Here is a 26,105-nt window from a genome sequence, read left to right as displayed (position 1 = left end):
TCCGGGCATACTCTACCCAGATAACACTATTATACGACAATTTATTACACTTTTACACGGTATTGAGATATTAAATGTATATTAATTAAATCGCAGGCCTTGCCATCCCTGAGTTTTGGCCAATCCTGAAGGTAAACTCTCGAATCCTCAAACAGTGGTGTAATATCAATATCCGCTTCAAAGGACGAAAGCCTTCCCGCCTCAGAATCAATAAACCTCTTAAGGCCTATCTCCCAGAGCTGTCCGGTGTAGAAGCTGTCGGCAATAAGCTTGCCGTCCCTGTACATCTCAGCCTTGTCCCCCTCGTATTCGATCTCCATGAAGATCTCGTTGGGCTCAGAGGGTATATCAGTAACCATGATCTTGTACAGCTGTTCCTGATCCTGCTCAGTGTTCTCAGGGCACGAAGCCTTGGCAGAGCAGGTGTATTCCTCTTTTCCTTCATAAACAGCAAAAACGTCGCTGTCAGCAAAGTTCGATTTTGGAATTTCTTTTGCTCCCGACTTCTTTTCAAAGTTATCGGAGATCTTCTCAGGTTCAGGGAAGCACTTAAATACAGGTTTCTTTTCCTCTTCGTCAGCCACATTGAAGTAGAGGTAAGGCTCACCCTGCGCGGAGCATACGATATCTCCTTCGGATATAAACAGATGCTCCTTTCCGGAAACAGTCACCTTGGAGGCGGACAGTGCTTCTTCCTTCGTAAGAACCATGATCTTATGGCCCGAAAGACTTCCCAATATATCCGCTACAGCTTCTCTGTCATTGTCAGTATAAAAGACGTATACATCATGGCCTTTTCCATCATAGTCATGAATAATGCACATGGGAGTAGCTTCAATGGTTATAAGCGCTTTGTCTCCCACCGGCAAAAAGAAGGGATAGAAGAAAAAGTCGCCGTTTTCTATATCTCTTGTTTCATATTGTGTAAGAACTACATCATCCGTTAAATGAACCTTCAGTGTCACATCCCTGTGAGTTGCCATCTCATATCTTCTCTGGTAGTTGTTCACAAACAGATATCCTGATACATAATCATTACCCTCGGAAATAACGTGCTTATATCTGACAGCAGTCCTAAGAGCTGTGAGATTATCCGGCTTAAGAGGGTTACCGGGCTGTTCTGTGTATGCCATGTCACATAGGTCATCTCCAAAATCATGAACAAACATGGCAATAAGTCTGACCTGTCTATAGGTGTCCTCCATCTGGCCGTACTCCCTGAGGGGCGCATTGAAATCATAGGAGCGCACCGGAAGATCATTGGGATAGCCTGTTTCTGTGGACTCCTGAAGGGTTGTGAGCTTGCCCTCAGGATTGCTTCCTCCGTGGTACATGTAGTAGCCAAGAAGGTTGGCTCCGCTTCCCATTTTTACCATGGTCATGGCTGCGGTGTCAGTACCGGAAGCAATGGGTCTTCTGTGTCTTGTGACCTGAAGTCCGCCCCCAAGCTCCGCAGTAAGGAATGGGAACTTGTCCATATCAAAGGTGATTCCTGCTCCCAGGCCGTGATCGGAACCTATATTGTGGTCGTTTCTTTCTCTGGTAAAAATGTAGTTGCCGCTGGGCTCGATCTCAGTTACTCTCGGATCCCAGGGAGCCTCGCAGTAGCCGCCCATTACAGGGAGCATACCTCCGGTCACTGCTCCGCCCCAGCCGGTGGCTGTATAGATAGGAGTATCAAAGCCTATCTCCTTCGCCATGGCAAGAAGGGTTCTCATGTGCTGTTCACCCTCTTCGCCATTTTTGCCGCCGCAGTGGCCGTACTCATTCTCAATCTGAATACCGATGACAGGGCCTCCGTCCTTTATAAAAAAGCCTTTGGCCTGCTCATAGGTCTTTTCATAAAATTTTCTCACATGGGAGAGATACTGAGGCGCGTCGGTTCTGACCTCATAGCCGGCTTCCCGGCTGTCTTTAAGGAGCCAGTCCGGGAAACCGCCGTTTCTGGCTTCTCCGTGGGCCCAGGGGCCAATTCTCAGAATGCTGTATAACCCGCATTTTTTAACCGTTTCAAGGAAAAGTCGGAGGTTCCTGTCGCCGGTAAAATCAAATTCTCCATGAATTTCTTCATGATGTATCCAGATGACATAGAGGGAAACAATGTCTATTCCCCCGGCCTTCATCTTGCAAAGTTCCTCTTCCCAGTACTTGGCGGGATATCTGCTAAAATGCATCTCACCCATCATGGGAAACCATCTTTTTCCATCTACCAAAAGGCTCACAGGATCAAAAGTGATCTTAGAGTCCGCAGATATTTTCATAAATAAATCTCCTCGTATTATTTTGTGCTCTCCTTAAGGATCACCTCATAGTTGTTGAGAACCTGATTCTCAACGGCCTCGCCGTCTATCATGCTAAGCAGGGTTCTTGCCGCCACAGCGCCAAGATTGCGGTCGTTGAAATTCAGAGAGGTGACGGAAGGATTGACACTGTCCAATAATGAGCTGTTATAGAAGGAGGCCACTCTGATGTCATCAGGGATCTTCAAATGGGCATCCCTGCATCTGGCTATAACCTCTCCCACAATGGAATCATCCATGCAGATAACACCGTCAATATTGTTTTTTAACAGTTCTTTCAGAATGCCGGCAACCTTCAGATTGGTATCAATATCCAGATAGATAAGTCCCGGATCCGCCTCGATTCCCGCATCATTAAAGGCAGCCATAAATCCGTTGTATCTGGTCCTGGTTATGATGTGGTTCCTGGAGCCTCCGATAAGCGCCAGCCTTTTAAGGCCTTTTCCCAAAAGGATCGCAGTGAGCTCCTTGCAGGCATCGAAATTGTCATTATCAATGGTGATAATGTCCGGATCCGTGGAGGCACCCACAGCCACGAAAGGAATGCCACATTCCTTAAGGTATCTGGCGGGAGCATCGTTAACCAGGGTTCTGGTAAGGATAATCCCGTCAACCTTGTGGTTTTCCACCAGTCTCTTAAGTCCCGCTATATCGTCTCCCGCAGTCAGCGACACAATGATGTCATAGCCGTAGCTTGAGGTTATCTCACTCATGCCGATCATGCAGCGCTGAAAAAAGGGAAGATCTACAGCGTTATAGTCATCAGGCCAGACCACTCCGATGTTGAAGGTCCTCTGCTGCGCCAATGCTCTGGCCATGACATTCGGTCTGTAATTATGTTCTTCTATGTACGCCATAACCCTGGCCCTGGTATCACTGCCAACCCTGCCCTTTCCGGAGATCGCTCTGGAAACGGTGGTCTTGGAAATACCGAGGGCTCGAGCCACGTCGTCGATAGTGATCTTTGAATCTTGCATTTTAGTTCCACCATTTTTTCATAAGGAAGTTCTGCTAAGGAAGTTCTGCTCTCGCTTCGCTCGCCAGAACACGTTCGCACTAGATTCGACAATACCTCATCAAGTGCTCTCAGCCCTTTACTGCTCCACCGGTTACACCTTCTACATAGTACTTCTGAAGGAACATGAAAAGAAGTGTTACAGGAATAGCTACAAGTACGCCGCCCGCGCAGAATCTTGTAAAGTATCCCTGATAGTCATTGGTCCATACCCATCTTGTCATACCTACAGCAACGTTGTAGCTGGTGTCATGACCAAAGGCTACATAGGAAGCAAATACGTAATCACACCAGGGAGCCATGAAGGCAACAAGTGCGGTGTAGATAATGATAGGCTTGGACATAGGTATAATCATGGTAAAGAATATCCTGGATCTGGTAGCACCATCGATCATTGCAGCTTCATCAAGGGCCTTGGGGATAGTATCAAAATATCCCTTGCAGACATAGTAGCCCATTCCGCAGCTGGCAACAGATACAAGGATAAGTCCTGGGATAGCACCTGCCTGTGTAAGTCCAAACTGTTTAAGAAGGAAATACAGACAGATCATGGTAAGGAATCCCGGGAACATACCAAGGATCAGCCAGAACCTCATAAGGAATGTTCTTCCGGCGAATCTCATTCTGGAAAGAGCATAGCTTACGCACAGCTGGATCACGGTCTGAAGAAGTGACACAAACACCGCTATGATAATTGTGTTCTTATACCATAAAAGGTAGTTGGTCTGGCTGCTGTCAAAAAGAAATTTGTAGTTATCCAGTGAAAAATGCTTGGGTACCAGATAGTCTACCATTCCGCCGTACTCAGTGGCATAGGATCTGAAGCTCTGAAGCACAAGCCCTATGAAGGGGAACAGCCAGATAATGCTGATAAGTATCAGTATGATATAACAGATAGTATTTCCGATGGCTCTTTTTGTCTTGTATGATTTCATTATTGGAAGCCCTCCTCATCCTTAACTGACGGAAGCATATTGTAAACAACCAGTGAGATCACCGCTGTAACAACGAATACCATGATACCGATTACTGCCGCCATTCTGTAGTTGGTGTCGTTAACAGTCATCTTATAGAGCCATGTGATAAGAAGGTCTGAGTAGCCGGCCTTCTCTGCAAGGTTAACTGACTGTGGCTTACCCTGAGTAAGAAGGTAAATAACGTTGAAGTTGTTGAGGTTTCCTGTAAACTGTGTAAGCAGGAACGGGCCTGTAACAAACAGCATATATGGAAGAGTGATACTTCTGAACATCTGCCAGGGATTGGCGCCGTCAATCCTTGCGCTCTCATAGAGATCCTCAGGGATGTTCATGAGAAGTCCTGTTGCGATCAACATCATGTAAGGAATACCGATCCAGATATTTACAACGATGATTGTAATTCTGGCCAGCATGGGATCTGTCCAGAAAGGAATGTAGTTTTTGATGATTCCCCACTTGATCAGATATCCGTTTATAAGTCCGTCATTAGCGAACATCTTCATTACGTAAAGCAGTGATACGAACTGCGGTACAGCGATGGTAAGAACCAGAATGGTCCTCCAAAGCTTCTTGAACTTGATTCCCTTTTTATTGATAAGCATGGCTACTGCCAAGCCCAGGAAATAGTTTGTGAATGTTGCAAAAAGTGCCCATACAAGGGTCCACAAAAGAACCTGTACAAAGGTTCCGCCAATACCTGCGCCGGAGAACGAAACAAGATTTTTGAAGTTCTCAAGGCCAACCCAGGTGAAAAGATTGGATGGTGACTGGTGGTTCTTATCATAGTTGGTAAAAGCTACCAGGATCATGAACACAATAGGAAGCACTGTAAACACAAAGATTCCGGTTACGGGAAGTGCCAAAAGTGTCTTATGGAAATTCTTGTCAAAGAGTGACATGAAGACATCTTTGTTGGAAGGAAGCTTTTTGCCTGCCTTTAAAAGAAGCTCTTCCTTGCGATTCTCCCTGACATTGATATACCAGATAGCCACGAAGGCAATTATGGCAAAGATACATAAAACGCCAAATAACAGGATCAAAAAGCTGTTGTCACCATAAACAGTTTTTCGTCCCACTTTCTTGGTAGCGATTGTTCCGAGTGTTGAAAATTTAGAAAGATACTGCCAGCCAAATGCTGCCATATAATAGAAAAACAGGCCTTCACTTAAAAGCAAAGCGGCCCCAATAAGTATCTGTCCTCTGAGAAGCGGACCAAGTCCGAAGATTATGTATGAGAGTTTGGTTTTGATATCACCCTCAACAAATGTTACCCCTATTTCCTTGAAGCCATTACCAAGAGCTCCCAAAAACAAAGACGCTGCACTTTTTTTCTTTTTATCCGCGCCCTGTGCCATACCATCTGCCTCCTTTTACCAATGCGCAAGCGTTTTTAGTTTAAAACAGGCCCGGAAACCTAATGAATCCGGGCCTGATATAAATGTTGTGATGGATCACTGTGCGTAACTCTCACAGGTACTCTGGAAGTCTGTAAGAGCCTTCATGAAGTCATCATCTGAAGCGTCAGCCTTGATCTCACCGGAGATGATTGAATCGCCAAGTGATGTAGCAAGTGACCAGTAATCTCCAGGGTACTGTCCCTGAGGGATTGTGTACTGAAGCTGATCTGCAAGAGCTGAAAGAGCTTCGTCAGCCTGAACTGCGTCTGACTTCTGAGCGTTAAGGTTTGAAGGGCCCCAACCTACTGCATTGTATCTTGCAAGCTGAACTTCTTCGCTTGAAAGGTATGCTGCAAGAGCATCACAAACAGCGAGCTTGTTCTCATCCTGCTGAGGCTTAACACCGAGGAGCTTGAATCCGCCGAAACCACTCATCTGATATGTCTTGCCATCAGCGCCTTCGAATGTAGGAAGCTTAGCGCATGCATAGTTGTCACCGAACATATCCTTAGCTGCCTGTGCATCCCATGTACCATCAACGATTGCTGCGCAGTTAGTAGCGTTAGAAACTGCTGAACCGTTCTGGAATGACTTGGAAGAAGCAACCTCTGCGATCTTCTTAAGAGCAACTACACCGGCATCACTTGCATATGTAGAATTGCACTTTGTGAAGTTACCTGAATCATCTGTCTCATATGTAAGCTCAGCGCCTGCGCCAAAGAAGAATGCTGTCTGATACCAACCGGAGTTGATCTCGAAGTAGAAGTTCTTGCCTGCTGCTTCGCAATCAGCGATGATGCCTTCAAGAGTTGAAGGATCTGTTACAACGCTCTTATCATAGTAAAGGAAATATCCGTTATCTGATGTAAGAGGATAAGCATAAAGTGTGCCACCTACTGTAGCGGCGCCAACTGCACCCGCATCGTTCTGAGCCTTGATAGCCTCTGCGTTAGAGTCCTCAACAACCTCAAGAGCACCTGCGGTAACAAGTCTTGCGATCTGATCCTGTGCAAATGCATAGATATCAGCACCGGCCTCAACGTCTGTGATCATGTTGCCGGCTGCATCGCCTTCACCAACAGCCTCAACTGTTACAGTGTAGCCTGCGAACTGAGGATTAGCTGCGATAAAGTTTGTAACCTGCTCATTGGTGAAATCAACTACGTTATCAGCAACCCAGATCTTGATCTCGCCTGTGCCATAGTCTGTTATTGTCTCTGCTGTCTCCTGAACTGCCTCTGCAGTATCCTGTGCTGTCTCCTGAACTGCCTCTGCAGTATCCTGTGCTGTCTCCTGAACTGCCTCAGCTGTCTCCTGTACAGTCTGAGCTGCTTCCTCACCACAGCCAACAAGAAGTGAAGCACTCATTGCTGCTGCAAGTAAAACTGATACCAATTTCTTTTTCATTGTTTTTCCTCCATCATTTACAAACTTGGTTGCGCAACTTTGCGCAATCGGTTGCTCTATAAAAAAGTGTAGAACTTGTGCATTATTTTGTCAATTAAGCACTTTTAATGATATACCGTTTGCGTTTTTATACATATTGCACATTGACATTTTGCATCGGAATCGTTTTCGGTATCGTTACCGGAAACGTTTTGCGCAAGCGGTGCCACCCAGTATTTTCCTATAGTACGCGCCTTCCTGCACAATAGTGCCGCTTCCCGTCATGTCCATGAGCCTTCTCATGAGTTCCGGTATCGTAATTTCGACACCGTTTCTGCTTAATCCCTCAAGTATGTTTGCGGCTGTAGTTGGGATTATATCTAGGTTTTCAAGGATTTTATCCTCAATAGTTATTTCCTTATCGTTAATTTCCATCTCTATAGGCTCCTCACCCTCAATTTCGGCATTTTTGACGTTATTGCGTTCATTTGCGCATCTGTTCCTTACTTCAAAGAGCTTTTCCAATACATCCTCTGTCCCCAGAACCATGCCTGCGCCCTGGCATATGAGCTGATTGCATCCATCGCTGAGTCTGTCGGTAACTCTTCCGGGAAGCGCAACCACTTCTCTTCCTTGCTCAAGAGCTGTGTCCACAGTGATCTGGGTTCCGGACTTAAGTCTGGCCTCCACAACCACCACAACATCCGCAAGTCCGCTAATGATCCTGTTTCTCATGGGGAAGAAATTGGCCCTGGGCATGGTTCCGGGAGGATATTCAGAGATAACTCCCCCGTTTTCACAAAGAGAATCATAAAGAGGCTGATTATCCTCGGGATAGCAGATATCCACGCCGTTTCCCACAATTCCAAAGGAACTGCCGCCCACCTCCAGGGCTGCCTTCTGGCTTATTCCGTCAACTCCTCTTGCCATGCCGCTTATAACCTGGACTCCCGCCATGGCAAGTCCTCTTCCCAGCTGCCTTGCCATGAACCTTCCGTACTCAGAACACATCCTTGCCCCGATAATGGCGACGGAGGGCTTGTTTTCGTCGGGAAGTTCCCCCTTAACATACAGGGCAAAGGGCGGATCCGGTATATTCTTAAGCTTCTCCGGAAAATCGGGGTCTATCCTGGGTATAAACCTGATCCCCAGATTTTTCAGCTTTTCTCTCTCCTTCTCGAAGTCCCAGACATTTCTTGATTCAATAAAGCTTTTCACCTGCTTTTTATCAAGAAGCGCCATGAGTTCCCTCTCTTCCAGCTCATAGACCTCCTTGCAGCTCCTTCCGCCGCAAAGAAGCTTGTCTATGGACTTTCCGCCCACTCCCGGTATATTAAAAAGCCAGTGGGCATACTCGTTTTCTGTTATATTTACTGATCTGTTTTTCTCTTTTATCATTTATTCCTCCTGCTGATGCCAGTATTTGCCATCGGTCATGCGATAGCTCAAAGCTTCCATCAGATGTATTTCTCGTATTTCCTCGCTGTCCTCGATATCTGCAATGGTCCTGGCAATTCTAAGAACCTTGTGATAAGCCCTGGCACTTAGTTCCATGGAACAAAAAGCATTTTCAAGAAAGCTTCTCTCCTTTACTCCGAGCCTGCAGTATTTCTCTATATCCTGGGGGGACATCTCCGAGTTAAAACTGATATAACCGTCCTTAAACCTCTCCTGCTGCTTCTTTCTGGCAGCAAGCACTCTCTCCCTTATGGCGGCGCTGCTCTCATTGGCACTTCTGTTTTTCCTGGAAAGATCCGCAATATCCACTCTGGGAGCCTCAACGCAAATATCTATCCTGTCAAGGATGGGCCCGGAAATATGCCCCAGGTACCGCCTTATCTCATTAGGGGTACACTTACATTTGTTTCTGTCGGGATAATAGCCGCAGGGGCAGGGATTGAGAGCCCCTGCCAGCATAAAGTCCGCGGGATAGGAAAAGGTCCCTTTTGTCCTGACAATATTTATTTTTCTGTCTTCTATGGGCTGTCTTAAGAGATCAAGTTTGGTTCTGGGAAATTCAGGCATTTCATCCAGGAATAAGACTCCCCTGTGGGATAAAGAAATTGCACCGGGATGGGGAATACTTCCTCCGCCGGTCAAAGCTGTTTCGGTGATCAAATGATGGGGTGCCACGAAGGGCCTTCCGGTGATGAGAGCTTCGTTTTCTTTCAGCATTCCCGCCACGGAATAGATGGCAGATACCTCAAGGCTCTCACTTAAAGACAAGGGCGGCAAAATGGTGGGTATTCTTTTGGCCACCATGCTTTTTCCGGAGCCCGGAGGGCCGATAAGAAGGATGTGATGAAAGCCTGCTGCCGCAATCTCCACCGCTCTCTTGACTCCGGCCTGACCGTTTATATCAGCAAAATCAAGCTTCAGGTTCTCCTTTTCCCCCTCTCTGAAAATGGCCTCTATGTCCACTTTTGTGGGTGGAATAACGCTGTCCCTCTCTTCTTCCTCTGCCATCAGATAGGTGATGGCCTCCTGGATCGAAGAAACTCCGATTATCTTAATTCCGTCAATTACCGCTCCCTCTTTGGAATTGACCTTAGGAAGAATAATGGTTTTATATCCCATCTCCTTCGCCTTCATGACGATGGGCAGTGTGCCCTTCACTCCTTTTATCTCGCCGTCTAGTCCAAGCTCACCAAGGACCACCGTGTCCTTAAGAGCATTTTCGGAAAGCTCGCCGATGGCCACCAGTATTCCCACCGCCACAGGCAGATCCACCACTATGCCCTCTTTCTTAATGTCCGCAGGGGACAGATTGACGGTTATCTTAGCTGCCGGAAGCTTAATTCCAATATTTTTCAGGGCTACTCTCACCCTGTCCTTGGCTTCACGAACTTCTCCGCTCATAAAGCCCACCATATTAAAGCCGGGCAATCCATCGGAAACATCCACTTCTACCTGCATGAGATAGGAGGTAATGCCATGGACAGCTCCGGAAACGATCGAACTGAACATTAACACATTCACCTTTCAAAATAGTTTTGTCATGGAAAATCAAGTCCGCAAGAACTGCAAACCTGTAATAAAGTATTTATTTAGACAAAAAACACTGTTAGAAATTATAAGTCAAAACAATAAAAAAGTCCACATCATTTTTGTATTCAAAACTGCAAAAATGATGTGGGCATCTGTATTTGCGAATCATCGAAGCATCTTCATCTGCATGTTTTCAGGATCCTGAGCAAACTGAAGAGCTGTTTCTCTAGATATCTTGCGTTCTCTGTACATCTGGATAATAGCATCATCCATGGTTATCATGCCAAGCTTTCTGTTGGTCTGCATGACTGTTATCAGCTGGTGCGACTTGCCTTCCCTGATAAGATTTCTCACAGCACTGTTGACATGAAGCACCTCAAAGGCGGCATATCTGGAAACTCCGTCATCCGAGGGCATAAGCTGCTGGGAAATGATCGCTTCAATTACTCCCGCAAGCTGAATTCTTATCTGTTGCTGCTGATGAGGCGGGAATACATCAATAAGTCTGTCCACGGTATTGGAAGCTCCGATGGTGTGAACAGTGGACAAAACCAGGTGTCCTGTCTCCGCCGCTGTTATGGCTGTACTGATGGTCTCAAGATCTCTCATCTCTCCCACCAGAATAACATCAGGATCCTCACGAAGTGCGGCCCTGAGTGCATTGGCATAACTGTTGGAGTCTGTTCCGATCTCTCTTTGGTTAACTATGGACATCCTGTGCTGATATGTGAATTCGATAGGATCCTCAAGGGTGATGACATGGGCCTCCCTATTGTTATTGATCATATCGATTATGGAAGCCAGCGTGGTGGATTTACCGCTTCCTGTAGGGCCCGTAACCAGTACAAGTCCCCTTTTCTTTTTGTACAGGTCCATAACGGTTTCAGGGATTCCCAGAGTATCCGCTGAGGGAATCTCTGTGGCCACAACTCTGAAGGCCATAGCTATGGAACCACGCTGCCTGAATACATTGAGTCTGTATCGTCCTACACCGGGAATCGAGAAAGACATATCGTGCTGTCCGTTCTCTTCAAACTTCTCTCTCTGCTTTTCATTCATGACCTCATCTGCGATCTGCTTGGTATCCGCAGGCATCATCTTGTCATAATTATCCAAAGCGATAAGATTCCCGTTAAGTCTCATTTTAGGTGGAAGTCCTACTGTAATGTGAACATCTGAAGCCCCTTTTTCCTTTGCCTCCCTTAAGATATCCTCAATTCTAGACATGTACACCTCTCACTTTTAATGTATTTGCACAAATGTTGTCTCAATGATAATTATGCCGCTATCGAGTGCAAAAATCAACTATATTAAGTTAATTCGTCCAGGGTATCCCCGTAGGGCCCAAGGAACTCATTCACAAAATCCAAAACCTCCGGAAGCTCCTGATACAAGCTTCTTATGGACTTTTCGGTACTCTCCTTGGCAGTCCTAAACTCAGTGTTTCCGGCACTTACTTCTGCCATACATTTGATAAGGGCAGAGAGCTTGTCGGCAGCCTTTACCAGCTTTCTCATGTAAGCTTCATTGGGGCCGCCGTCCCCTTTAAAAATTTTCTCATAAGCAGGGCGAAGATCCTTGGGAAGCTTGTCCAAAAGCTTATCGTCGGCAATGGCCTCCACTTCCTTATAAGCCTGCTTGAGTTCCTTGTTAAAATATTTGACGGGAGTCGGCATATCGCCGGTGATTATCTCGGATGCATCATGATAAAGGCCCACAAGAGCAGCCTTGTCCGCATCCAGAGTCTTGCCGTATCTGACATTTCCAATGGTACACAGAGCATGGGCTATCATAGCCACCTCCATGGAATGCTCGCAAAGATTCTCCGTCCTTGTATTACGCATAAGCGCCCAGCGCTCTATATATCTCATTCTTGAAATCAGTGCAAAGAAATTGTAATTCATACCTAATGCTCCTTAACTGACATTGTCTAAATGTAGCACTTAATATTACTATCAGTGGATAATTTATTCAATACTTCTTTATAACAAAAAATCTGCCATGACCGTATTACTTACGTCAAGCCCCTGATCAGTAAGATGAAGATATCCCCGGTCAAGCTTCAAAAGCCCCATCTCCGTATATTTTGAAATAACATCCCCGTAGACACCGAAAATATCCTTGTCAAACTGCCTTTTAAACTCGGAAATGCTTACCCCCTCCACCAGACGAAGCCCCAGGAACATGAATTCCTCCATTTGGGACTTAATATCCAGGGGTTCTGTATTTTCTCTGATTTCAGAAAGGTTATCGATTTTTTGTATATACTCATCTATGCTTCGGAGATTGCTCCATCTGACATTTTCCACCATGGAAGCAGCACCGATGCCAAAGCCAAGGTAATTCCCCCTGGTCCAGTATACCTTATTGTGGTAGCACTCATGCTCTTTTCCCAGAGCATAATTGGATATCTCATATCTGTGATACCTGTGCTGCTGCAAAAGATTCTTAGTCTCATGATACATAAGCCTGTCGGTCTCTTCCCCGGGAAGGTCCAGGTCCATATCATAAAAAGGCGTCCCCTCCTCAATGATAAGACTGTAGGCGGAAATATGCGAGGGCCTTAAGGAAATAACCTTTCTGAGGGTCTCCAGATAAGACTCAAGACTCTGGCCCGGAAGGGCGCTCATAACATCAACATTTATATTATCAAAACCTGCCTTCCTGGCATTCTCAAAGGTATCATAGAAGGCTCTGCTGTCATGGGCTCTGCCAATAGCCTTAAGCTCGCTGTCATTAAGGGACTGGGCGCCTATGCTTATTCTGTTAAAGCCTGCTGCCCTGTAATCCGAAAGTTTCCGGAAAATGGCGGAAGCGGGATTCACCTCCAGGCTGATCTCAGCGTCATCACAGACATTAAAACAGGCCCGAATGCTGTCAAGACAGCCGCACACAAGCTTACTGTCAACAAAAGAAGGTGTTCCCCCTCCGAAGAACACCGACTTTATTTCATAATCTCTGTAGTTATCTGCGCTTTGACTTATCTCTTTGTTCAAAGCCTCAAAATAATCCGTTACAATGCTGCCCTCTGGGCTAAAGGAAAGGAAGTCACAATACAGACATTTCCTTACGCAGAAGGGAACATGTACATAAATAGACAACTGTTTCATAGCTGTTCTCTTTTAATCAATCAACACTGTCGAGCTTAAGGACACTAAGGAATGCGGACTGCGGTACTTCTACATTACCGATCTGACGCATCTTCTTTTTACCTTCCTTCTGTTTCTCAAGAAGCTTCTTCTTACGGCTTATATCACCGCCGTAGCACTTGGCAAGAACGTCCTTTCTGTAGGCCTTGACGGTCTCTCTGGCGATGACCTTGCCACCGACAGCAGCCTGGATCGGGATCTCAAACATATGCCTTGGGATCTCATCCTTGAGCTTCTCACACATCTTGCGGCCACGCTCATAGGCGCCTTCCTTGTGAACGATGAAGGAAAGGGCATCAACTTCTTCTCTGTTGATAAGGATATCCAGCTTAACCAGCTCTGATCTCTCATAGCCCTTGAGCTCGTAATCAAAGGAAGCATAGCCTCTGGATCTTGACTTGAGGGCATCAAAGAAATCGTAGATGATCTCGTTAAGAGGAAGCTCATATTTCAGGATGGCTCTTGTCTGCTCAATATAATCAGTGCTGAGGTACTTGCCTCTTCTCTCCTGGCAAAGCTGCATGATTGCACCCACATAGTCTGTGGTCACCATGATCTCACCGTTTACGATAGGCTCCTCCATATATTCAATCTCGGAAGGATCCGGAAGATTAGTGGGGTTGGTAAGGTCAAATACTGTACCGTCAGTCTTGTGAACCTTGTAAACAACGGAAGGTGCTGTTGTTACCAGGTTAAGATCATATTCTCTCTCAAGTCTCTCCTGGATTACTTCCAGATGAAGAAGCCCAAGGAAACCTGCTCTGAATCCAAATCCAAGAGCCTGTGAAGTCTCGGGCTCATAGAAAAGGGAAGCATCGTTAAGCTGCAATTTCTCAAGAGCATCTCTGAGGTCTGAGTAGTGGGCTGAATCCGCAGGGTAAAGTCCGCAGTAAACCATGGGCATTACCTTCTTATATCCCGGAAGAGCCTCACTGCAGGGGTTCTCTACATCTGTTACGGTATCACCTACGTTGGTGTCCTTGATATTCTTGATGGAAGCGGTGAAATATCCAACCTCTCCCGCTGTAAGCTCATCACTGGCGATAAATCTTCCGGGGCCGAAATATCCGGCCTCAACAACCTCTGCCTCAGCACCGGTCGCCATGAACCTGACCTTCATACCCTTTCTGATAACGCCGTCCCTTACTCTTACGAATACGATAACTCCTCTGTAGGAGTCATAGATACTGTCAAAGATAAGAGCTGTCAAAGGCTTGGAAGCATCTCCCACAGGCGCGGGGATCTTCTCCACAACCGCCTCAAGAACCTCCTCTATGCCGATTCCGTTCTTGGCGGAAATAAGCGGGGCGTCCTGGGCCTCGATTCCGATAACGTCCTCGATCTCATCCTTGCACTCATCAGGCATGGCGCTGGGAAGGTCTATCTTGTTGATAACCGGGAAAACATCCAGATCATGGTCCAGGGCCATGTATACATTGGCAAGGGTCTGGGCCTCAACACCCTGGGTGGCGTCAACAACAAGGATCGCTCCGTCACAGGCCGCAAGGCTTCGTGAAACCTCATAGCCGAAATCCACATGTCCCGGAGTGTCTATCATGTTAAAGGTGTATTCTTCACCGTTTTTGGCCTTATAGATCATTCGAACAGCCTGAGACTTGATGGTAATACCTCTCTCACGCTCAATGTCCATATTGTCCAGCACCTGATTCTGCATCTCTCTGCTGGTAAGAACGCCGGTCTTCTCGATCATTCTGTCGGCCAGTGTTGATTTGCCGTGATCGATATGGGCTACTATACAAAAATTTCTAATCTTACTCTGATCCACCTATAATTCCTCAATCCTAAACATAAGTATTTTTTCCAACAACCTATAATAACATGAAGAGCTTCAAAAATCCATTATATGTATTGACAGTTTGCGTAATTTCATCTAGAATAGACAGAGTATGTAGCATTAACTGTCCGTGTCCGGCTTAATGCTCACACAAACATAATTTTAATTTTTCTAGATTAAATCGGAGGTAACTATGGCAAATATCAAATCCGCTAAGAAGAGAGTTTTGGTAAATAGCAAGAAGGCTGAGAGAAATCAGATGATCAAGTCAGCTGTTAAGACAGAGATCAAGAAGGTTAGAACAGCTGTTGAGGCTGGTAACAAGGAAGAGGCAGCTAAGGCACTCCTTGCAGCTACATCTGCTATCGACAAGGCTGAGTCAAAAGGAATCATCAAGAAGAACACCGCTTCAAGAAAAGTTTCCCGTCTTGCACAGGCTGTAAACAAGATGGCTTAAGCTTTTTACTTTTTAATATTTTTGATAACAATAAAACCTGATGTCTTCTCACCGACATCAGGTTTTTTATTGTCTCTTTTTATAATTATTTGCCCATTTTTGTCATGGCCTTTTCCTTGAGCTCATCCAGACTGGATTTGAACTTGGAAACCATGGTGGGGTTGCCGGCAATGGTACGATTTCTGTACCAGTCAAAAAAGCTCTTAACCGGCGGCGGGGTGAATCTGGACATTATTACTCTGTATTTTACATATAATTCGCCGACTTCATCTCTCACGCTTCCAACGTAAGCTGCAGGATTGAGTCTCATCTTTTCCCTGAGGCTGCTAAAGGTGCTCTCAAGAGTACTGCTGATGGCATCAACTCTGTTGCCGATACCGGTTCTCACAACCTCGCCTCCGAAAGCAATGATTCCGTCAAGGCGCTTTTGCATCTTCTGCATTTCAGCCTTGGCCTTTTCCATGTACATAAGGATATCGCGAAGCTCAAGGGCTGTCTTGAAGGCTATCATAAAGTCAAAGCTGATAAGAGCTGTAAGGACGATAGTCACAATACTGAGAAGCCTCAAAGGAATCGCAAGAAGCACTTTTTCTATAGGCAGCTGCAGATAGTGGGTAAAGACCACTGTACACACCCCCCAGAAAAGCGTGGATTCAAGGCAGGTGTAGCCCATGAAATTGAACTTCTTGTGGTGATAATCCCAATATCTGACCTTAAACAAAGTCTCCATCAGAATACCGGTTATCAGCTCCAAAAGTGTAGCCCCAAGACATCCGGCCACATACACCAGGATAACCCTGTCATAAAAGGGCTTGGACACCACAAGCATCATAACACCGCCGCATCCATATAACGGTAAAAAGGGGCCTCGCATGAAGCCCCTGTTCACAAGTCTTTTTTCTAAAACTGAAACATACAGTGATTCCCATACCCAGCCGCAAAAGCTGTAGAAATAGAATAAAAACATCCACTGTGATGGAAGATAGTTAAACATATAAACTCCTGAAAACAGATTATTCTTTACTGCTCGGGATTAGAAAAGTCAATCACCTGATTCTCGGGGGCGGAAGTCTTTTCCACAGAAATTGCCTTAAGTACAGGGCCTTCTCCCTGGTACTCCGCAACATACTGCTTCTCTACCTTGGCGGTTACAAGAACCCACTCCTTCTCCTCAAGCTCTTTTACCTTGTCATACTCACAGGCAAAGCCCAAGAACTGCATATCCTGAGCACAGCAGGTCATAGCCATTCTACCGGGAACAAATCTGTTGTCCGGGAATTCCTCAGGCTTGAGAACCATACCCTTGAATCTTACATTTTTGCCTTCATATCTCTCCACGTGGTCAAGAGCATCCAGGTAAAACATTCCGTATCCATAATTGTTAAGATCAATAGGATCGGAATTGAGATCAAAGGGAAGATCCTCGTCAAGAGTAACATCCACTTCGCCGTTCCTGTCCTCAAATATGATATCAGCCTTCTGATTGATGGCCTTAACATTTCTCTTATAGGATGCAAGATCCTCTATACCGTCGCAGCGGTTGAACAAAATAAGATCTGAATTTCTGATCTGCTCGGCAAGAAGAGACTTCATATTGCTGAAATACAGCTCGAAGCTGGAAGCATCGATGACAGTTATCTGCTGCTCAAGATTCCACATAATGGGAAGCTTCATATTCTTGAAGTTCCACATTCCGTTGTATTCCACAAGAATACGCTCTGGATTGTGCTTGGCATCCAGGGCAATGAGCTTGTCGGGAGCAAAATCCTCCTCGTCCTCTATTCTCTCAATAACAGTATTGGTGGACTTAAGAAGCTTCTCCTCGTAGTCATTCTCACCGTCTTCACATACGATAAGAAGAGTCTTACCCTTGGTTCTGAAATAGGGCTGAGCTATTGTATATCTGAAAAAGTCAGTCTTACCGCTGTCTAAAAAGCCGTTGATTATATATACAGGTTTCAATTTAGTTCTCCTTATCATAGCTTAAAGTCTGCGGAACAGCTTCTCAAGGTTCTCTTCCTTAAGTTTTGATCCGATAACACAGAATTTACCGGTTACATCTGCAGCGCCCTTGCGGACATCAGCCTCTCCGGGAACATAGTCAAACTCGATCCATGAGCCGTCTGCTGTAGGAACAACGCCCTTGGTACGAAGAACGATACCGTAGGTCTCCTCGTCCTCAAGCTTGGAAAGCATGTTCTCGATCTCCTCTGCTGAATACTTGAGAGGGGTCTCCATTCCCCAGCTGGTGAATACATCATGAGCTGCGTGATCGTGGCTGTGAACACTTGCCGAGGTCTCTTCGAGGCTAGTGTGAACGTGTTCCGGCGAGCTCTGCGAGAGCGGAACTACCTTTTCATGCTCGTCCTCATCATCGTCATGGTCATGATGATGGTGATGATGCTCATGCTCGTCCTCATCATAGTCATGGTCATGATGATGGTGGTGATGCTCATGCTCGTCCTCATCATGTTCGTCATGATCATGGTGATGATGCTCATGCTCGTCCTCATCATCGTCATGGTCGTGGTGATGGTGACAGCAGCACTCAGAATCATCGCACTCATCCTCGTCGTGATCATGATGAGCGCTGTATACTACGGAACCATCCTCAGCAACGGTCTTGTGTGCACCGTGATGGTGATGATGGTGGTGATGCTCTTCCTGTTCCTCCATTACCTGCTTAAGAAGCTCAGCCTCAAGGTCATTGTTGCCCTCGAAGGTATCAAGGATCTCTTTACCTGTGATCTGGTCAAGAGGTGTGGTAATGATGGTAGCCATGGGATTGTGCTGACGAATAAGCTCTACAGCAGTCTCAATCTTGGCCTGATCTGCCTTATCGGTTCTGGTAAGAATGATGGTTCCTGCATTCTCGATCTGGTTGATAAAGAATTCACCGAAGTTCTTGATATAAACCTTGGCCTTGGAAACATCAACAACAGTAACAGCGCTGTTAAGCTCCATATCAGCGCTACCCTCGGCGATGTTCTGAATAGCCTTCATAACATCTGAAAGCTTACCTACACCTGAAGGCTCAATAAGGATGCGCTCCGGTGCGTACTGCTCCATAACCTGCTTCAGGGAAGTCTCGAAATCTCCCACCAGTGAACAGCAGATGCAGCCTGAGTTCATCTCAGTGATCTCGATTCCTGCCTCCTTAAGGAAACCACCGTCGATACCGATCTCTCCGAACTCATTCTCGATAAGAACCACTCTGGTTCCTGCCAAAGCTTCCTTAAGAAGCTTCTTTATCAAAGTAGTCTTGCCGGCTCCAAGGAAACCGGAAATAATATCTATCTTTGTCATATTAATACTCCATTCTGCACAAAGTCTGTGCTATACCTGATACAACAAAGTATATTCTATAGCAGCCCCTGAAAATATGTCAAGGTCGCCCATTATTACTGGATTTAGTCCCCATTCCCCTCAGAATTACTCTCGTCTTTGTTCTTATATACAATATGGGCTTCCACGATCTCGCCGTTTCTAAGTCCGCAGCCCAGACCGTAAAAATCCGCTGTTCCGTTATAGGGACAATCAAGCTCTTTAGTTTCCTTGGTCTCTGAAAGAGCGCCTTCACGCTGCTCGATAACACCCATATCCCTGGTGCTCTCTATATGAGAAGGGTTTTCTCCGTCAAAGCTTGTATTGCAATAGCTACAGTAAAAATGATAGAATACCGCACCATTGAGAGTATAGGCCTCGCCACGGTTTTCTACACCCTTGGATGTGGAATAGTAATATTCCGTGACCTTCTTATAGCATGTGTCATTGTCATGATGATGAGAATCTGCTTCGGTAAAGCATCCCCCGCTTCTGTCAGCGGGAACCTGGTCTCCCTCAACAACCTCTCCTTTCCCGTCCACATGATAGTGTCTTACATACTCAATCTCTCCGGGAACCATTACTTCGATACTCTCAATTGCCTTGCCTAGATCCTCAAAACTGGCATCCGAATCGACTGTTACGCCTTTAGTGAGCAATGCGGATGCCAAGCGACTTTTACCATTACTCACAGATTGAAAAACCTGGTCAATTTTGGAATTTACGGAAGCTATCTCACTCTCCAGCAAAGTTTTGAGTCCCGAAATGTCGGAAGTCATCTTCTCACTCTGGGAATCAAGCTTGTTAACGACGGTGTCGTTATAGTTACTTACATTTTCCTCAAGGCTTCCAAACTTAGTGTCTATACTTCCGCTGAGGGTTGTCATATTCTCGTCTAAAGACTTCATATCATCCCCCAGGGCAGTGACCTTACTGTTTACTCCCTGAAAGCCTGAATCCACGCTGCCGTTTAAGCTGACGAAATTGTTGTCCAGATTGGTGCCAAGATCTGCGATCTTACCGCCAAGTTCTGAATTCAAAACATCCAGATCGCTTTTGAAGCTGTCGATGGTCTCATTGCTTCTGGCTGTCATTTTGTTATCCATATCTGACAGTTTATCTATAAGTACAGTATACTTATCACTGAGGCTGCTGCTGATCTGAGTATTTCCGTCATTTACGGTCTTTTTCAGCTCATCAGCCAGAGCCCTGTTGTTCTCCTGAATCTGTGAATACTGACTCTTGATAACGGAGAGCTGCTCATTGATTCCCGCAAAGCCGTCGGCTATCTCCTTTTTGTTATCCTGGCTCTCGGAAGAGATCAGTCTCTCGATCTCTGTGATCCTTTCGTTGGTCTTTTCTATGCTGTCATGGATCTCAATAACAGACTTATCAAGTCCTATCATTTTCTCAGTGATGGTGCTCTTTATAATGCTGCTGTCACTGGCTGTATTTATCTCGTTATTATTTACTTCTTTGTTGTTTATCTCTCTGATCTCACTTGTGGTCTCGTATATAGAGTCAATTCCTTCTTTATTCTCGCAGACAAGCTTATCCAGCTCTGTCAGATAATCCTTGATCTCTGAGAGTTTCTCTTTGGTCTGCTGAGTGCTCTCCTGATTGCTGGCCTGATATTCCTCCACTGTTGTGGATGCCACCACCGGGGTACTGAGGTAAATGAGGCCTCCGCACAGCAGCAGTGCTATAAACACCGAAATAGCCACCACTATAGTGTCGTGTCTGCGCAGCTTTTTTAACAGCTGCCTGATTGAATTGTTTTGTTTCTCAAATCTTTCCCTTACTTTCATTACATACCCTTTCTTCCTTACGTCTGCATAAGTAATAGACGCAAAAAAGACATCACTACAAACGCAGCGTATTAAAAATGAAATGTGAAATATCATCAGGAGATTTCCTGTGATTGTGCCAGCTGAATGCTGACGAGAAATATTATACATAAAGAAGAAAAATATGCAACATAAAATCGGAATTTCACAAAATTTTCAAAATTTATTTTCATCCAGTGGGATTCTGCTGATGACCATAGCTCCGATTATTCCGATGATAAAGCCGGACACTATGCCGCTGGCCCAGAGCACAGGCAGATACCAGAAAATAGAATTTGTGTTAAGAAGCACCATTGCCATAAGAATCTGTCCTATATTGTGGCAAAGTCCCCCTGCCACGCTGACTCCGGTAACAGCAAACTTACCAGACTTCTTAAGAAGGATCATGACTATTGTTGCCAGCATTCCTCCCGCAAAAGAAAAGGAAAAACTCATGGCATTGCCGAAAAGAAGGGCCACCGCTGCTATTCTGACAAAGTTGATGGCCATAGCTCCCTTATTTCCAAGCATATACAAAGATGTAACCACCACGATATTGGTAAGACCGATCTTAACTCCGGGCACAGCAACAAAAGCCGGTATCTGAGACTCAACATAACTGAGTATCATGGCCAGCGCTGTGAGAACGCCATATAATGCTATTTTCCCTGTCTTATTCAAGAGCCTGACCTCCCTCAGCCGACGATGGCATCATAATCATCTTCAGACTGCTTTTCTCCGACTATTTCTACAGTAACCATATTGGGAAGGCAGATAATGCACTGTCCCACTCTTCGTATGCGCCCCATGCTCATGCAAAGATGGTCAGGACAGCTGGCCTCCTTCAGATACGCCTCTCCGTTCTCTATCACAAGAAGGTTCCTTCCGCCGCCGGCTCCCTTGATCTCGTAGACAGTATCTTTGTCCAGAGGAAAAGTCTTTACGACTTCCCCACCAACGGTGACCACTACTTCGTTCCCGCTTTTTTCAGTAAAAAGCAAAGTAAATGTCATAAGAAGAAGCACTCCGAAGAGGATTCCTATCAGATAAATATCATTTTTCCCAATAATCTTTTTTCCCAATTTATCTCCTGATCACTTAGAAAAAAAATTGTTAACCGCCGCAAAGTATTCGCCCTTGCTGCGGGATTTCCTAATGGCCTTCAGTTCCTTTTCCCTGTCGGGATAGCGGGCCGCAAGAAAGGCCCAGTGCTCCAGCATCTTGAAAATCACGTTTCTGTCCTCGGGGATATACTCCGCAAATCCGTAGTAGAGTTTTTCCAGATACTCCTTGAGTTCAGCGTCATTTAAGGGTTCGCCTCCCTTAAGTTCTCTGGCAAGAGCGGGGTTTTCCATGATGCCTCTTCCCAGCATCACGGCGTCGCAGATGCCTTCTATCCGACCCATAAGCTCCTTGTCATCAGCCCGGAATACATTGCCATTATAGCACACGGGAGCCTTTCCGCCGTTTTCCCTGTATACCTGTACTGCCCTGCAGAAGGCGTCTATTCTGGGACTTCCCTTGTAATAATCCTCTCTGACTCTGGAATGGATGATCAGCTCCTTAATGGGGTACCCGGCGTAGATCGCCATGAGCTTTTCTGCTTCATCCTCGTCATAAAAGCCAAGCCTGGTCTTCAGGGAAACATCGATTCCGCCTTCTGAAAACGGAGGTAACTTGTCAAAAATCTCCTTAAGCATTCCGTCAAGGTAGTCGGTATCCAGAAGAAGACCTGCGCCCTTGTGCCTGTTGACCACTGTAGGGGCGGGACAGCCCAGATTGAGGTTGACCTCCTCATATCCAAGCTTTTTCATCTCCACAGCAGCCCACAAAAAGGTATCGGGCCTTCCAGCCATAATCTGAGCGCAGATGCGGCCTTTGTCATTTTCGAAGGCAGGACTGTTTTCGAACAGGGCATCCCTTTTTTCCCTTTTCTTAAAATGGAAATTGTGGGTAGCAGTGATAAAAGGCGTGTAGTACCTGTCAATACTGTCGCCAAACATGCTGTTATGTATATTTCTCAGGGGATATAAGGTTATCCCCTCCATAGGTGCAAAGTAGTATTTCATAATTATTCTCTCCTCCCCTAAGATACATCCAAAAAGAAATCTTCACAAATTAATTTTAACTATTTTTAAGGAAATGTAGTATAATGTAAAAGGTTTCGGGAATAAAAATTCACGGAATTGCAAAAAATGAGAAAAGGATTGAGGGAAGCTATGAGTCAGGAAAAAATAGACGCTTACAAAAAAGAAAAAGCCGGTCGTAAAGAAAGAATCGAGAAGCAGAAAAAGAGAAAGAAAATTGCCAAGATCGTAAGCAGCCTGGTGATTATCGCCATCGTTGCAGCTATTGTTGGCTCAGTCATCTACAACAAATTCGGCAAGAGCGATGAAACCGCAGCAGCTGCCGATGCTTCAGCAACAGAGATCTCCGTAGAGCTGGCAGACGATACAGCAGCAGAGGCTTCAACAGCTGAATAATCTAATACAACAGAATACAAACAAGAGCAAGGAATTCATTTTCTTTGCTCTTTATTTTTTGCCATTATTCTATCAAAGTTTAGTTAATTGTTGTAATATAATTATGAGATTATCGGCATTTCCCAGGAGGTTTTCATGCACGAAACCACGCATTATTCCTATGAAAGCGGGACTGTTAACATCACCACGAATTCAGAGAGTCTCTTTGAAGTTGCAGCCACGGATTTTCGTTTTGACAATTACAAGGACTTTGTGGAAGCAAGCTTTACTCCCAAGGAACTGAGTGTTATTTCTGCGGGCCAAAGCGCTGACATCACCTTTAACCTCACCATTTCGGCGGATATCGAAAATGAAGAACTGAAAAGTCAGCTTCTCTCCTGCAAAGAAAAAGAGGAAAAGAATACCGGAATGCTGACAGAGGGCCTGTACATGGAAATGTCAGCCTCTAAAGCCGTGGGCGATGCCCCTTCAGAGCCCATAAGCACCTTATCCTCCGATGCTGTCCTTGAAATTGACATACCTCTTTATCTCAGAGCCAAGGACAGGACCTACTATGTCCTTATCAACAATATGGGAGACTGTGTTCTTTTAAAGGATCTGGACAATGAGCCCGATACCATCAGGATCTCCACCCATAATCTCACCACCGGAATTCTTCTTTATCAGGATCCTCTTGATGCCTTGGAAGGCGGAGAAGCTGAGCATTTCCAGCTTCAGGGAAGGCATTTTCTGTGGGGTGGCATAGTTCTGCTTCTGGGACTATGGTTTTTTATCACTCATTTACATAAAAAAAATATGTAAACCGGCGCTTTTCTGCTATACTTAAAAATATTTTAAAGGGACGGTTGAAGATTAGAATGAAGAAAAAGATTCTAATCATCGCACTTCTCCTGGTTTTTTCATGCTCTGCTCTTTGCGGCTGCGCATCACTTATGGATTTTTTTGCTCCGGGTAATGCAAAGAACCAGGAAGACAACAGCGATGATCTTTCAAATAAAAAAATAGGCATTCTTATCTATGCCTTCAGCGACGATTTCATGTCATGTTTTTTGGAGGAAACAGTTAAATACCTTTCAGAGCTTGGATTTTCACAGGAAAATGTCACTGTTCTTGATGCCGAGAACAACAAGGATACACAGCTTTCTCAGGTAAAACAGCTCGTCGAAGAGGAATATGATGCCCTGATCGTAAACCCCGTCAATGTGAGCATTGTTCATTCCATTACCGATATGGCCGCAGGAGCCAAGATTCCCGTTATCTATGTCAACAGAGAGCCGGAGGCCGCTGAGGAGAGCCGCTGGGAGGACTATGGCCTTGATGTGACCTATGTGGGCTGTGACGCAAGACAGTCCGGCATCTACCAGGGGGAGCTTGTCCTTGATCTGGGCTTATCCGCAGTTGATCTAAACGGAGATGAAACCATCAAGTACTATCTCATAGAAGGTGCCCCCGAGAACATCGACGCCAGATACAGATCCGAATACTCCGTTGCCACCATATCCCACGAAGGCTGGAATATGGACTGCATCTACACCGGAGTTGCCAACTGGGACAAGGAAACTGCCAGACAGCTGGTGTCTAAGGCCCTGGTGGATTACCCTGAAGTCGAACTTATTCTGTGCAACAATGATGCCATGGCCTGCGGTGTTATTGAGGCCCTCACAGATGCCGGCATCAAGCCAGGAACAGACATCCTGGTGGTTGGTGTTGATGCCCTGCCCCAGGCCCTTGATTATGTCACAAGCGGCTATCTTGTGGGCACAGTTTTTAACGATTACATCTCACAGTCCCACAACGCTGTAGACGCCGCCGTCAGATACATTCAGGGCAAGAAAAATCAACACTATATCGGCTGCGACTATATCAAGGTCAACAAGAACAACGCTGAGGAGATCAGGAAGCTCACTTCCAAATAAGGCTCCAAACTTTTAATTGTTTTTTCATATCTGTTATAACGATAATAACTTAAAATATTTATATGAAAAAACAACTATTAGCACTGATATTTTCACTAATACTGTTTATCTCACATACTATCACGGCTGCTGCCGCTGATATTCCTTCTGATGTGGTTCTCACAGACCACCAGATGTATACCTACGGGGAAATGATGGAGGACATCGGTCTTCTGGCCTCCAAGTACCCCGGCATTATCTCGATATCCAGTATCGGATCATCCTCCTATGGTCGCAATATTCCGGTGGTGATCATCGGCAATCCCGCCGCTTCCAAAAAGATCCTTATTCAATCCACAATTCACGCAAGAGAATATATGTGTTCCCAGATGACAATGGAGATCATTGAGTACATCTGCAGCAATTATTATTCCATGTATGTAAACGGCATTCCCTACACGGAGCTTTTTTCCAATGTCTGCTTTCATGTGATACCCATGGTCAATCCGGATGGTGTTGAAATAGCTCAAAGGGGCTATGACGGCGCCACCAACGATGCCACCAGAGGCTGGCTGGCAGCCCAGATATCAACCGGAGCAAAAATGGAAAAAATGAAATCCAATGCCAATGGCGTTGATCTTAACAGAAATTTTCCTGTGGGATTCGGTCAGGCAAAAAAGATCAGTCATTCCCCATGTTTTGAGCATTATCCCGGGGGCAGTGCCATGGACCAGGCAGAGACCTATGCCCTGGCTCAGTACACCGCCAGGGGCTTCTATGCCTTTATCAATTACCACAGCTGCGGCCGGGTGATTTATTACGGGGCAGCCATCAATTCCCCGGAAAACGCCGCAAGGGCCCAGACTCTGGCAACTCTCCTCTCCGGCTACAACCACTACAAACTCATCTCAGAGTCCGGAACCGTAAGTATCTACGGCTCCTTTTCCGATTATGTGCAAAAGACCTATGATCGTCCCTCCGCCACCATGGAGATCGGCACCGCAACTCCTACCCCCATCAGCCAGTTCGGTAAGATTTTTGCCGAAAATAAAGACAGCTGGGGCGGTGTCGCCTTCGCTGCCTATATGGGACAATTCTGATTAAATTATCTAT

At 45.7% G+C, this 26,105-nt stretch carries 23 protein-coding genes; 5 read left to right on the top strand and 18 right to left on the bottom strand.

The window, feature by feature from the left end:
* Window positions 1-44: 44 nt before the first annotated feature.
* The 11 genes from T359_RS0106400 to lepA form a co-directional block, all read right to left on the bottom strand.
* Window positions 45-2,261, bottom strand: a complete 2,217-nt coding sequence (locus tag T359_RS0106400; RefSeq protein ID WP_026516746.1) for a beta-galactosidase — start codon at window positions 2,259-2,261, stop codon at window positions 45-47.
* Between the two features lie 17 nt (window positions 2,262-2,278).
* Entirely contained in the window at window positions 2,279-3,277 is a 999-nt protein-coding gene (locus T359_RS0106395) for a LacI family DNA-binding transcriptional regulator (protein ID WP_026516745.1), read from the bottom strand.
* A gap of 109 nt (window positions 3,278-3,386) precedes the next feature.
* Window positions 3,387-4,250, bottom strand: coding sequence for a sugar ABC transporter permease (locus T359_RS0106390; protein ID WP_026516744.1), 864 nt, complete (start codon window positions 4,248-4,250; stop codon window positions 3,387-3,389).
* Window positions 4,250-5,647, bottom strand: coding sequence for a carbohydrate ABC transporter permease (locus T359_RS0106385; protein WP_026516743.1), 1,398 nt, complete (start codon window positions 5,645-5,647; stop codon window positions 4,250-4,252). The genes T359_RS0106390 and T359_RS0106385 overlap by 1 nt, the downstream gene beginning before the upstream one ends.
* A gap of 96 nt (window positions 5,648-5,743) precedes the next feature.
* Window positions 5,744-7,144, bottom strand: coding sequence for an extracellular solute-binding protein (locus tag T359_RS0106380; protein WP_155840019.1), 1,401 nt, complete (start codon window positions 7,142-7,144; stop codon window positions 5,744-5,746).
* A 129-nt stretch (window positions 7,145-7,273) separates the two neighbouring features.
* Window positions 7,274-8,473: a DNA-processing protein DprA gene (gene dprA, locus T359_RS19560; RefSeq protein WP_051545040.1), complete on the bottom strand. Its 1,200-nt coding sequence runs from the start codon at window positions 8,471-8,473 to the stop codon at window positions 7,274-7,276.
* Complete coding sequence (locus T359_RS0106370) at window positions 8,474-10,042, bottom strand: YifB family Mg chelatase-like AAA ATPase (protein WP_026516741.1); 1,569 nt, start codon at window positions 10,040-10,042, stop codon at window positions 8,474-8,476.
* Between the two features lie 186 nt (window positions 10,043-10,228).
* The gene (locus tag T359_RS0106365) at window positions 10,229-11,290 is read right to left on the bottom strand and encodes a type IV pilus twitching motility protein PilT (protein WP_026516740.1); all 1,062 of its coding nucleotides are present in this window, start codon (window positions 11,288-11,290) and stop codon (window positions 10,229-10,231) included.
* A gap of 83 nt (window positions 11,291-11,373) precedes the next feature.
* Window positions 11,374-11,967: a 5'-deoxynucleotidase gene (gene yfbR / locus T359_RS0106360; protein ID WP_026516739.1), complete on the bottom strand. Its 594-nt coding sequence runs from the start codon at window positions 11,965-11,967 to the stop codon at window positions 11,374-11,376.
* A gap of 78 nt (window positions 11,968-12,045) precedes the next feature.
* Complete coding sequence (gene hemW, locus T359_RS0106355; protein WP_026516738.1) at window positions 12,046-13,173, bottom strand: radical SAM family heme chaperone HemW; 1,128 nt, start codon at window positions 13,171-13,173, stop codon at window positions 12,046-12,048.
* A gap of 16 nt (window positions 13,174-13,189) precedes the next feature.
* The gene (gene lepA, locus T359_RS0106350; RefSeq protein ID WP_026516737.1) at window positions 13,190-14,998 is read right to left on the bottom strand and encodes a translation elongation factor 4; all 1,809 of its coding nucleotides are present in this window, start codon (window positions 14,996-14,998) and stop codon (window positions 13,190-13,192) included.
* A 202-nt stretch (window positions 14,999-15,200) separates the two neighbouring features.
* Between lepA and rpsT the strand changes: the two genes are divergently transcribed.
* The gene (rpsT, locus tag T359_RS0106345) at window positions 15,201-15,464 is read left to right on the top strand and encodes a 30S ribosomal protein S20 (RefSeq protein ID WP_026516736.1); all 264 of its coding nucleotides are present in this window, start codon (window positions 15,201-15,203) and stop codon (window positions 15,462-15,464) included.
* A gap of 85 nt (window positions 15,465-15,549) precedes the next feature.
* Here rpsT and T359_RS0106340 read toward each other — a convergent pair whose 3' ends face one another.
* The 7 genes from T359_RS0106340 to T359_RS0106310 all read right to left on the bottom strand — a co-directional run bounded on the left by T359_RS0106340 (window position 15,550) and on the right by T359_RS0106310 (window position 22,683).
* The gene (locus T359_RS0106340) at window positions 15,550-16,458 is read right to left on the bottom strand and encodes a putative ABC transporter permease (protein ID WP_026516735.1); all 909 of its coding nucleotides are present in this window, start codon (window positions 16,456-16,458) and stop codon (window positions 15,550-15,552) included.
* Between the two features lie 26 nt (window positions 16,459-16,484).
* Entirely contained in the window at window positions 16,485-17,444 is a 960-nt protein-coding gene (locus T359_RS0106335; RefSeq protein WP_026516734.1) for a TIGR03943 family putative permease subunit, read from the bottom strand.
* A gap of 3 nt (window positions 17,445-17,447) precedes the next feature.
* Window positions 17,448-18,770 carry a CobW family GTP-binding protein gene (locus tag T359_RS0106330; protein WP_026516733.1) on the bottom strand — a complete coding sequence of 441 codons (1,323 nt, stop codon included), beginning with the start codon at window positions 18,768-18,770 and terminating at the stop codon, window positions 17,448-17,450.
* A gap of 104 nt (window positions 18,771-18,874) precedes the next feature.
* Window positions 18,875-20,596, bottom strand: a complete 1,722-nt coding sequence (locus T359_RS0106325; protein ID WP_026516732.1) for an apolipoprotein A1/A4/E domain-containing protein — start codon at window positions 20,594-20,596, stop codon at window positions 18,875-18,877.
* A 195-nt stretch (window positions 20,597-20,791) separates the two neighbouring features.
* Entirely contained in the window at window positions 20,792-21,295 is a 504-nt protein-coding gene (locus T359_RS0106320; protein WP_026516731.1) for a Gx transporter family protein, read from the bottom strand.
* Between the two features lie 14 nt (window positions 21,296-21,309).
* Entirely contained in the window at window positions 21,310-21,696 is a 387-nt protein-coding gene (locus T359_RS19555; protein WP_051545038.1) for a NusG domain II-containing protein, read from the bottom strand.
* Window positions 21,697-21,708: 12 nt separating this feature from the next.
* Window positions 21,709-22,683, bottom strand: a complete 975-nt coding sequence (locus tag T359_RS0106310) for a tRNA dihydrouridine synthase (RefSeq protein ID WP_026516730.1) — start codon at window positions 22,681-22,683, stop codon at window positions 21,709-21,711.
* Between the two features lie 150 nt (window positions 22,684-22,833).
* Here T359_RS0106310 and T359_RS19550 point away from each other — a divergent pair, with 150 nt between their 5' ends.
* The 4 genes from T359_RS19550 to T359_RS0106290 all read left to right on the top strand — a co-directional run bounded on the left by T359_RS19550 (window position 22,834) and on the right by T359_RS0106290 (window position 26,092).
* Window positions 22,834-23,097: a hypothetical protein gene (locus tag T359_RS19550; protein WP_035783887.1), complete on the top strand. Its 264-nt coding sequence runs from the start codon at window positions 22,834-22,836 to the stop codon at window positions 23,095-23,097.
* Between the two features lie 135 nt (window positions 23,098-23,232).
* The gene (locus T359_RS0106300; RefSeq protein ID WP_026516729.1) at window positions 23,233-23,898 is read left to right on the top strand and encodes a hypothetical protein; all 666 of its coding nucleotides are present in this window, start codon (window positions 23,233-23,235) and stop codon (window positions 23,896-23,898) included.
* Window positions 23,899-23,954: 56 nt separating this feature from the next.
* The gene (locus tag T359_RS0106295) at window positions 23,955-25,013 is read left to right on the top strand and encodes a substrate-binding domain-containing protein (protein WP_026516728.1); all 1,059 of its coding nucleotides are present in this window, start codon (window positions 23,955-23,957) and stop codon (window positions 25,011-25,013) included.
* A 62-nt stretch (window positions 25,014-25,075) separates the two neighbouring features.
* Window positions 25,076-26,092, top strand: a complete 1,017-nt coding sequence (locus tag T359_RS0106290) for a M14 family zinc carboxypeptidase (RefSeq protein WP_081795434.1) — start codon at window positions 25,076-25,078, stop codon at window positions 26,090-26,092.
* The last annotated feature ends 13 nt before the right edge of the window (window positions 26,093-26,105 follow it).

Source organism: Butyrivibrio sp. MC2021, assembly GCF_000621605.1.
In the GTDB taxonomy this organism is placed as follows: domain Bacteria; phylum Bacillota; class Clostridia; order Lachnospirales; family Lachnospiraceae; genus Butyrivibrio.
This window is presented reverse-complemented; position numbering and strand designations above follow the sequence as displayed.